Origin of the sequence: Flavicella sp. (genome assembly GCF_029238425.1) — a bacterium.
Classification (GTDB): domain Bacteria; phylum Bacteroidota; class Bacteroidia; order Flavobacteriales; family Flavobacteriaceae; genus Flavicella.
Window position 1 is genome coordinate 1 of the sequence record NZ_JAQWGB010000043.1, and the last position, 10558, is coordinate 10558.

A 10558-nucleotide genomic window follows, 5' to 3' on the forward strand; every position below is an offset into this window, starting at 1 on the left:
CATCGTTTTTATGATATCAGAAGATGGGAAGACAATATGAATGAAACGATTACGGGAGTTACCATCACAAAAAATAATGATGGAAGCTTTAATTATGTTAGAAAAGATATAGTGCAACCTAGTTACTTTGACTACATGCAATACGGACCATTGCCATTTAATGAATTGCTAAAAACAGACAACATCACTCAAAATCAAGGGTGGTAGTTTAAAAAACCAAATGAATAGAAATACAATGATTATGATAAAAAAAATAGGAATTTTTAGTTTGTTGCTATCCATGTTAGGACTTACGGGATGTTATGAAGACTATAAAAACGATTTTGAATACACTACGACCTATTTTGCAAGACAATTTCCTTTGAGAAGTCTTGTAGATGAAGAAGGTAAAGAAATGAGCTTTGAATTAGGGGCAGTACTTGGAGGAAAGTATTCTAATGAGGCAAATGAAAGCGTAAATTTTATCATTCAAGATACTTTAATGAATGCTTATCCAGATCTGATTCAATTGCCTGAAGAATATTATTCATTAGAAAAAGAAGTGATCACAATTCCTTCGGGAAAGTATAAAGGTCATATTAAAGTTACTTTGGATAAGGAAAAATTTATGAATGATGAAATGGCAGTAGAAGATAAATATGTATTACCGGTGCAAATCACCAGTACTTCTTTGGATTCGATTTTGGGTGAAAAACATTATTCCATGATTATGTTGCGTTATTTCAATCAATATCATGGTTGGTACTATTTAAAAGGTGTGGATCATACCTTAGATGGTAGTGGAAATATTGCAAGTAGCTTTGTGTATTCTGAAAGTGATTTGACAGAAAATCAAGATATGATGTTTACCACGTTAGCCAAAGATACGGTTCGCGTAGAATATGATTGGGACGAACGTGTTGTAAAGCCTAAATATAATATGGTGATGGCCATTGACGGAGAAACCATTTCTATAGAACAAAAGGATGAAACCTCTGGGATTACCAATAATATGGGAACAGGGAGCTATGATAAAACAACAAGAAAATTTATTTTGGAATATACCTATACGGATACTGATGGTGCCAACCACTCAGTAAATGATACGTTATATTATAGAAATACTGAGTTGAGGTTTGAGGAGTGGCAATAAGTTTTTTTTCGATACATGCTTTTTAGCTATGGACTAATAAAAGGTGTGTTTTTAAACATGAATTTCTTCTAAGTGAGCTTACGACACTTGCTATGAAAAAAGATTGGTTTAGATTAGGTTTAGTCCTTAGAACTCTAAAGAATTTCTTTAGAGTTCTTCTTTGTTCATAATAGGACTTGATTTAAATCAAAAAAGGGAAAGCTATTTAGCTTTCCCTTTTTCAATAGATACCGAAATCGTTTAGATTTTAATAAACTTAATGGGAGTTTGAGTATCTAAAAATAAAAGATAAACACCGTTTTTTAATGTGTCGATATCAATACTTCCCTGCGTGTTACCTTCTTTTACCAAGGAACCTTGCATCGAAATAATTTTAAAACCCATTTCTTTTTCTATTCCGTGAATTTGCAATGAAGAATTCGCAGGAATAGGAGATATTTTATAAGGAGAAGTATCCTTGATGTTTTCTGTACTCAAGTTATCACCTGAATTGATTCCATATAAATGAACAGCTCCTATCTGACCACTCCATGCATTCGTACCGCCATCGATTTCAAATTTGAAGTACTTTGTCCCTGCAGGTATTTTTTCGTCAGGAACATAGGCAAATAGCTCATTGGCACCTTGATATTGAAGCTGAATCCTACGATGTTTAATTTCAGTTAAATTATCATCTGCATCACCAACATAAGTTTTGATAACACCTACTTCCGCATCATGATCGTTAACAGATTTATATGCTTTTCCCCAAAACTCTACTCTAAAAGATTCCAAATGAGCGACTTCATAAGTCAAACTTGCAGCCTGTGGGAATTGTCCATCTGTCGCACAACGAACCACTCTGCCATCGTCATCTAAATAATCACTATTATCGGCGCCATTTCCTGTAATATAAGAGCATCCACTCGTACTATATGCTTTGGTTAAATCATCTAACGGATCTGTGAAAGCAGGTAGATCGGGAGCTGCATTTCTTACTTGATCTTCGTTATAATTGAACCAATTGTCATCCACTGTGACTGCAATGTTATCGATTCCTGTATGCAGTAATATTGGATCAGTGTTATAAATTCGCACAGCTCCTATAAACCCTTTATTAATTTGCGCTGTCTCACTTGTTTCCCATTCGATCTTCAGGTACTTAGTTCCTGAAGGCACTTCTTCCGATGGAGTCGTGTACATTAAAGTGTTAGCAGTGTTCCAATCTTTATAAGAAAGAGTAGAATCCGTCTCGATTTCTGAGTACACCAAATCTTCACTTGCCAAATACACCTTTAGTTTTCCAACATCTAAGCGATTGTTGGCATCGCGTGTATCCCAAAAGTCGATAGAGAAACTTTTGATATTCTCTACTTCATATTCCAAGACAGCCAAGTCTGAAGATATTTTCGACACCTGTGTAAAGTCATTAATCGTACCTCCCATATGGGTTGTTAGTTTGATATTAGATGAGTTACGCATCTTATTCAAATCAGTCATTTGATCTTCAAGAGCAATGCTTGGATTCTTATGATTTATCAAGTTTTCTCTAAACTTATTGATCACTTCATTATAAGCAGGTTCCTCGATCAAGTTGAACCAATCATTAGGATCGTATAGTTCGTCATAAAATTCTTCTCCACCTATCCTTGAGATATATCTGTATCGTTCGGTGGTCAAAGCGTAGTTATGGCTATTTGGGTCTGTATACCCCCAAGTTTCGGTATTGATAAATGCCTCTTCATTTCCTGTCCACAAACCGTTCTCAGAATCTGCCAATAGTGGTAGCAAACTGTTTCCGTCTAGGTCAGCTGCCTTATCCGTCTTTTTGGTCGTACCGGTAAGCTTGCAATGATCTATGATCGTAGGGTAAATATCAACAAGAGATACTGGTTTTGTTACCTTTTTACCTTTACTAGATTCAAATTTTGGCGAACGAATGATCAAAGGAACTCTTGAGTTTTGCTTCCATAAATTATATTTCCACATTTGGTCTTTTTCACCAATAGCATACCCGTGATCACTGAAAAGCATTACGACAGTATTATCTTTGTATGGACTGTCATCGATAGCATCCATCAAACGACCAACCATATCATCTGCAAAAGCAATACTTGCTAGGTACGCTTGGAGGTATTTTCTAATTCCTTCATTTCTGTCAACAAATGAATTATCTACTGCTCTATCAATTTTGATACCTCTACCATCTAAAGTAATCGGTGTATCGTCTTTATCATCAATTAAAATATTACCCAATTCCAAAGTCTCCAATGGAAACATATCGAAGTATTTTTGAGGTACAACAAAGGGTGAATGTGGTCGAATCAATCCTGTTGCGATCATGAATGGATCTCTATTGTCAGTATCTGCTAGAGCTTGCAATTGTTGCTTAGTCCATTCGACACTAATTTCATCCGGCATAGCATCGCGATTGTCATCATCAATATAGTTGAATCCCTGATTCCTAGTTGTAGAATACCATCCGTTGTATCCTGGCTTGTTTGCAGGATCTCTAAAGTCGGCTGGGACATTAGGAATATCCGCCAAAGAGCCAAAAGTACCATCTAAACTTCCTCCTTCAATTTGAAGCTCTAGACTTGAATTCGGATGCGGAACTCCTCCTTTTCCATTGTAAGCTACGGGGCCATAATCCTGAGAATCTTCTAAGTAGTAATCCCACCACTGGTTTTCACCAGAAGGAGAGTGGGTGATTTTACCCGTCTTATAAGTAGTATAACCATTATCCATCATGTATTCAGAGATCATCTTTGCATCATTCACTTTTGGAAATGATTTAAAATTACCTGTGCCATAATAGCCTGAAGAAGTGGGTAGAATTCCTGACATAAAACTAGCACGCGATGGAGCACATAAAGGTGCGTTACTATAGGCATTCGTAAACAAGACTCCCTCTCCAGTAAGTTTATCTATATTAGGTGTTTTGGCTTGTGGATGGCCACCCATCACACCGATATAGTCATTCAAATCATCAAGAACAATCATGAATACATTATAAACCCTTTCTATTACTTCAATAGTAAAGCTTCTGGAAGACGATCCTCCTATTCCATCTGTAACGGTCACTTCTACTTCAAATGATTGCCCAATAGGTGGCTTGTTGATAAAGCTTAAAGAACCTCCTGAGGTAATAGACATGGCAGATTGATTGGCTCCACCTGTGATAGCGTAGGTCAAACTCTCATCGTCAAGTGCTACCACTTGAAATTCTTCCCAATGATCTGAGTAAGCAATCTCTGCTGGTGTTTCGATATATGGATCTAGGTTAACATTGGTGCCTTGCTCAAAAGCTCCTATGTCAGGGGTAGATCTAAGAGATCCATTAATATCCCTAACCGTTGCAGTTTCTGGATCACCTGCGTCTTTTGCAATACTGCTCCCGTACATCGGTATAAAGTATAAGCCTGCATCGTTGGTCATCAATCCCCCGAAGGCCATTTTATCGGCATCTACCTCCGCTCCATTCACTAAGTTGCCAGAAGCCCCTTGAGATCCATTTTGAAACTCTGTGTAATTTGTGTAAGAAATAATATTATTTTTTGAGATGACCGTACTTGGGATGGTACCACCAATGTCAATCCCACTATCTTTATCATTGTTTGCTCTTAAATTATGAAACAATATACTATTCGAAAGAGTGACAGCTCCAGTACCTGAGTAATGAAAACCTTCTACTCTATTATCGCTCTCACAGGTGTTGTATGCGATAGTTGAATTATTGATTGTGGCCAAAGACGACTTACAGCTTATCGCTGCACCGTTTTGGTTCAATGATGTATTACCATAGATAACACTATTGGTAATGGTCATCGGTAAGGTTGCTGAGTTATGATATATTCCACCTCCGACTTCGTTTGCATAATTATTGATGATTGCCGAGTTGCTAATCGTCAAGGCACCTTTGTGAGATATTCCACCTCCTTGCTTGTCGGTGTAGTTATCCATAATGTTACAATTAACAATGGATAGGGAGGCCGCTACCGTTGAATAGATTCCTGCTCCTTGCGCTCCACTAAGGTTACCATGTCGGATGGCTAGGTTTTTCAAAACGATATTTGGAGCAGGGTTTCCAGAAATAATAAATACTCTTTGGTTCAACTGCGGGTTCCTAGGTTCCTCATCGTTTGGGTTGTTTACTTGGGCTTGGATTACTGCTGATCCCGCTCCGTCTCCTATGATGGTTAGGTCTTTGTTTAAGGTGATGTTGGATTCTGTAAACGTTCCTGATAGATGAATAGTTTCACCTGCTGTAGCTTGAGTTACCGCATATGACAGTGTCGCCAACGGATTAGCCACTGAGCCATCACCAGAATCATTATTTCCAGCATCTGAGACATAAATAATATTCGGAGGCAGTACCTCAAACTGTTCAGTTTCAGTTGCAGCCAAATAATCATCATTACCGGCCTGACTTACCGTAACGACTACTGTGCCAGTAGCACCAGAAAGTGTTATTGTATTTCCATCAATGTTAGCAGGACCCGTAATCTGATAAACCAAAGGAAGATCAGATGTGGTTGTGGCTTGTATATCAAAACTAGGAGCCCCTTGGTATTTGTCAGCTATAGGAACAATGCTAATCGTTTGTGTATAAGGCCCTCCTCCACTTACAAATTCTGATGCTCCAATATCCGGATCACCTGCACGGTCAACACCATACATATCAGAGGCTGTAGCTGTAGCTACATCAGCATTTCCAATAGCGATACTACCCATGGCGAGTGGCAGTGCGTAGAGACCTGTTTCACTATCCACTTCTATCCCCGTAAACTTTACTGTATTTGACGTTACCTCAGCCTTTTTTACATAGTTGTTTGATGCAGAAGTTGTTGCCAACGCATCGTTGTAAAATTTATCGGTTTGAACATACGAGAAGATATTGTTCTTGGAGGTTATACTTGTTGCCCCTGTTCCAGCCAAATCTTCTCCTTCCGATCTCAAATCATTACCTCCAAGATTATTGAAGAAAATATTATTTGTTAAAGTCAATTCCCCAGTCAAATTATATTGTACACCGAACCCTTTATTGTTAGCGCTTGTATTGTAGGCAATTGTATTGTTGTTGAGCGTAACGGCACTGGAGCTGGCTCTGATCGCTCCTCCTTGTGCAGTACCGTCATTGTTGTAGAACAAAGAATTAGAAACATTTAAGATTGAATTTCCTGTAGAAAACACTCCTCCACCTTGCGAACCGTTGTTGTTGATAAAGGTAGAGTTTGTGATACTTAGAGATCCTTTGTGTGAAACTCCTCCGCCTTGATTAATACACAGATTATTGATAAAGTTACAACGATCTATTTCCAAAACAGCCGCTTGTTGTCCATAGAGTCCGGCTCCCTGACCTAAAGATAAATAACCATGCTGAACAGTAAGGTCTATGATCTTTACTGTACTAGAAGCATTTCTCAATTCGAAAACTCTGACAGCATCATTCAGTCCATTTGCTGATGGATCATCCATAGGGTTCAACACCTGTGCTTGAACAATAGACGTATCAGCGCTATCTCCTTCAATAGTAAGGCTTTTTGAAATAAAGATATTATTTTCAGTGATGACTCCTATAATGTGGATGATATCATTTTCAGCTGCCTCATCGATAGCATGAGAAATTGTTTGGAGAGGAGAAAGCTCTGTCCCAAGGTTTGTGTCCAAACCCGATGAGCTTACGTAAAAAGTTGTTTGTCCAAAAGACTTTAAAAAAGTGCATAGTATTGTTAGTATATATATGCTTTTTTTGAGATTTTTCATAATTGATTAAGTTGGTAAACAAATTTCAACATGAAATGCACAAATGTTAGTGCAGAGATTATCTTTTAAGTCTTAGGTTTTATCTGAAAAGAGAATTATGGTTTTGTTTTTTAAAGGTTTAAAAACATAAAACCCCTGTCAGCATTGCTGCCTCCAGAGGTTTTAACCCTATTACTACTACTACTAATTTTAACCTTCTTATTATAAGGTATATGTTTTCTAGCTCTATTTAAATAGGTTATAGAGCTAGAGTGTTAGGGATGATTACTTTCTTCTTCCTTTTTTAGGCATCAAAGCTTTCAACTCATCTGTGTTGTTTACAACAACTGTTTCTTCATCAACAATTACAGAGATAGGGAATACGAATTCAGGGCGTGTTCCTTCTTCTAAAGTTTCTTTATAGGCTTTCAAAGCATCAGCATCAGCAATTTCTACATCACCATCAGCAGTTACAAGAGAGACAGGGAATACCAATTCTGGTTTTGCTGGCTTTTCTGGTTTTAAAGCTTCTAATTCTTCTTCACTATTTACAACGATAGTTTCTTCATCAACAATTACAGAGATAGGGAATACGAATTCAGGACGTGTTCCTTCTTCCAAAGTTTCTTTGTATGCTTTCATTGCATCAGAGTCAGCAATTTCTAAATCACCATCAGCAGTTACAACAGATACTGGAAATACCAATTCAGGTCTTGCTGGTCTGTCACCTTTTTCAGGTTTCAACGCTTCCAATTCTTCTTCGCTATTAACAATAATGGTTTCTTCATCCATGATAACAGAGATAGGATATACAAATGCTGGTTTTGTACCTTCCTCTAAAGATTCTCTATAGGCTTTGAAAGATTCCTTGTCTTCAATGGTAACTTCACCATCAGCAGTGGCCACATTTACAGGGAAAACCAATTCAAAAGGAGGTCTTCTGTGCTTTCCTTTCTTTTTACCAATCAATGCTTTCATTTCTTCTTTGCTGTTTACAGTAATCGTTTCCCCATCAACTGTAATCTCAATTGGATATACAATTTTAGCTCTTCCGTTTCTTTCACCGTATTCAGTCAATTCTTCATCATTAGTAATAACAACTTCTGTGTCATCATCATTTACCGCAGTAATTGAGTATTTGAATGATAAAGTTTCAACGGCAGATTTGATGTCTTCATTTGACAACTCCTCAGAGGCATCAGATGCAATAATTTCTTCAGTTAGGCTTTGGTCACAAGAAGTAAATACTCCCATTGCTATTAATAATGCTGCAACCGTGTTCGTGAATTTTTTCATGATATAGAATTTTTAAGTTTAATATTTATGGTCTTCTGTATATAAAACAAGCATGAAATAAATAACCCTACCTAAAAAAAATAATTTTTTAATATTTTTTTTGTTAGCCTGCGAATCCTCATGTTTTTATTAAAAAGAAATATGTAGTTTAGAGGCAAAAGAAATTCATTGCATGGAAAATTTACAACATACGACTTTAGGAGAGTTTATTATTGAAAACCAAAAACAGTTTAAATATTCTTCTGGGGAATTATCGCGGTTGATCAACTCCATCCGATTGGCTGCTAAAATTGTAAATCACGAAGTGAATAAAGCAGGCTTGGTGGATATCTTAGGAGAAGCTGGAGAAACAAATATTCAAGGGGAAGATCAGCAAAAATTGGATGTTTATGCAAATGACGTTTTTAAATCCGCCTTGATTAATAGAGAAATCGTTTGTGGTATTGCGAGTGAAGAAGAAGATGATTTTGTGACTATTGAAGGAAAAGAAAATAGTCATTCAAATAAATATGTTGTTTTGATTGACCCATTAGATGGTTCTTCCAATATAGATGTAAATGTTTCTGTGGGAACCATTTTTTCAATTTATAGAAGGGTTACTCCAGAGGGAACACCAGTTCGGATTGAAGATTTTTTGCAAAAAGGAAATGAACAAGTGGCCGCAGGATATATAGTATATGGTACTTCAACAATGTTGGTCTATACAACGGGGCATGGAGTAAATGGTTTTACTTTAAACCCTGCGATTGGAACATTTTATTTGTCACATCCTAATATGGAATTTCCGGATACAGGAAAAATATATTCTATAAACGAAGGAAATTATGTTCATTTTCCACAAGGAGTAAAAGATTATTTAAAATATTGTCAGGAAGAAAAAGATGACAGACCTTATACGTCTAGGTATATAGGTTCTTTGGTTTCTGACTTTCATAGAAATATGATCAAAGGAGGGATTTATCTATATCCTACAAGTTCAAAATCGCCACAAGGAAAATTAAGATTGCTGTATGAATGTAATCCAATTGCTTTTTTAGCGGAACAAGCCAACGGGAAAGCCACAGATGGCTATGTAAGAATAATGGATTTAAAGCCTACGGAGTTACACCAAAGAGTTCCAATTTTTTGTGGAAGTCCTACAATGGTGGAGAAAGCAGAAGCCTTTATGGCGAAATATCCTGAAGATAAAAATTACTAGATCTTTATCTGCAATCCAATAGGTGGAGCGAGGGTGTTTTTTTGTGCAGGAATGTTGTTTTTGTATTGAGCAGGAACACTTTCCCAATCAGGATAATGTTTGTTATTGAAATAAAAACCTTCCGTTTTTGTTTGATCATAGAAAAGAGAGTAAGAACGGTTGCTGTTTTGTTCAACAATAAGATTAGAACTTAAAATAATTTCGGAAACACCATCATTATCAACATCCATTTTGATACGGTCTAATTGCATAATATCATTATAACTACCATCCATCATCATTTTTTTGATTTGAGTATTAAAGTCGGCCATAATTTTTTCCGCATTTGGTACTTTTTTATTGATGGCAAAATGCAATGACTTTTTTGAATACGGTTTTTGAGCAATTTCTAGATATTTGTTCACATCATTTACTTGGTATTCTAGCATGTATTGGATCAGTAAATTGTCTACTAAAAAATAATCTATCTCCCCAGAAAGTAATTTTTCTAAATTTTCTTGATTGTCTTTACTGAATACAAATTCAATTTTTTTGTTCGCAGTAATTTCGTCTCCATAGGCATATCCTTTTATCAGTCCTAGCTTTTTACCTTCTAGATTCGGGTTTTCTACGTTTGTATTTTTATTTGCTACTAATACAAGTTGATTCTGAAGATAAGGATCTGAAAACAACATTGTTTTTTCTCTTTCAGCTGTTTTCCATAAAGCAGCGCTACCATCAAATGCATTTGATTCTATTCCTTCAATCACATCCTTAAACTTTAAAATAGAGGTTTTACTATCAATATTAGATTGTGAAAGGGCTTGATGTACAATTTCTAAGGCAATTGATTTTTCTTTTTCTGAGTTAGTGAAAGGTGGCCAAATATCAGAGGCCAATTTCAATTCTTGTGCTGAGGTTACAAAATTTGCTGTGAATAAAAAAAATAGCAATCCTTTTATGAAATAATTTCTCATGATTTTTTTGTTAGGTAGGTTCAAAGATACATGATAATTTGATGGTTATAGGTATAAAGACTAAGTTTAGGTCTAATTTTTTTTGATGCCTTGGAGATAAAAAAAATAGTTATTTTTGATTTTAAAACTAGCTTACCCTATGTCAGAAGAAAAATCGGTTTGTGAATCAAAGGTGTTCGAAGAACTGTACTCCAGTCATTCCAAATCTCTCTATAATTTTATTTATTATAAATGTGGAAATGAAGAGTGAAA

6 protein-coding genes are annotated in these 10558 nt (G+C 36.2%); 3 read left to right on the forward strand and 3 right to left on the reverse strand.

All coding sequences use genetic code 11. From position 1 onward, the window contains the following. Positions 1-207: RagB/SusD family nutrient uptake outer membrane protein (locus P8H68_RS02895; RefSeq protein WP_300321370.1), on the forward strand; the 207-nt coding region annotated here is incomplete at its 5' end. A 34-nt stretch (positions 208-241) separates the two neighbouring features. After that, positions 242-1132, forward strand: a complete 891-nt coding sequence (locus P8H68_RS02900) for a DUF1735 domain-containing protein (RefSeq protein ID WP_300321373.1) — start codon at positions 242-244, stop codon at positions 1130-1132. Positions 1133-1372: 240 nt separating this feature from the next. Here the strand turns inward: P8H68_RS02900 and P8H68_RS02905 are convergent, their stop codons facing one another. Both P8H68_RS02905 and P8H68_RS02910 read right to left on the reverse strand, forming a co-directional pair. Further along, positions 1373-6877 carry a sulfatase-like hydrolase/transferase gene (locus P8H68_RS02905; protein WP_300321375.1) on the reverse strand — a complete coding sequence of 1835 codons (5505 nt, stop codon included), beginning with the start codon at positions 6875-6877 and terminating at the stop codon, positions 1373-1375. A 264-nt stretch (positions 6878-7141) separates the two neighbouring features. Continuing rightward, on the reverse strand, positions 7142-8152 hold the full coding sequence (locus P8H68_RS02910) for a hypothetical protein (protein ID WP_300321378.1): 1011 nt from the start codon (positions 8150-8152) through the stop codon (positions 7142-7144). Between the two features lie 172 nt (positions 8153-8324). Between P8H68_RS02910 and fbp the strand changes: the two genes are divergently transcribed. Beyond that, the gene (gene fbp / locus P8H68_RS02915) at positions 8325-9350 is read left to right on the forward strand and encodes a class 1 fructose-bisphosphatase (RefSeq protein WP_300321379.1); all 1026 of its coding nucleotides are present in this window, start codon (positions 8325-8327) and stop codon (positions 9348-9350) included. Here the strand turns inward: fbp and P8H68_RS02920 are convergent. Further along, complete coding sequence (locus tag P8H68_RS02920; protein WP_300321380.1) at positions 9347-10306, reverse strand: transporter substrate-binding domain-containing protein; 960 nt, start codon at positions 10304-10306, stop codon at positions 9347-9349. The genes fbp and P8H68_RS02920 overlap by 4 nt on opposite strands. Positions 10307-10558: the final 252 nt, after the last annotated feature.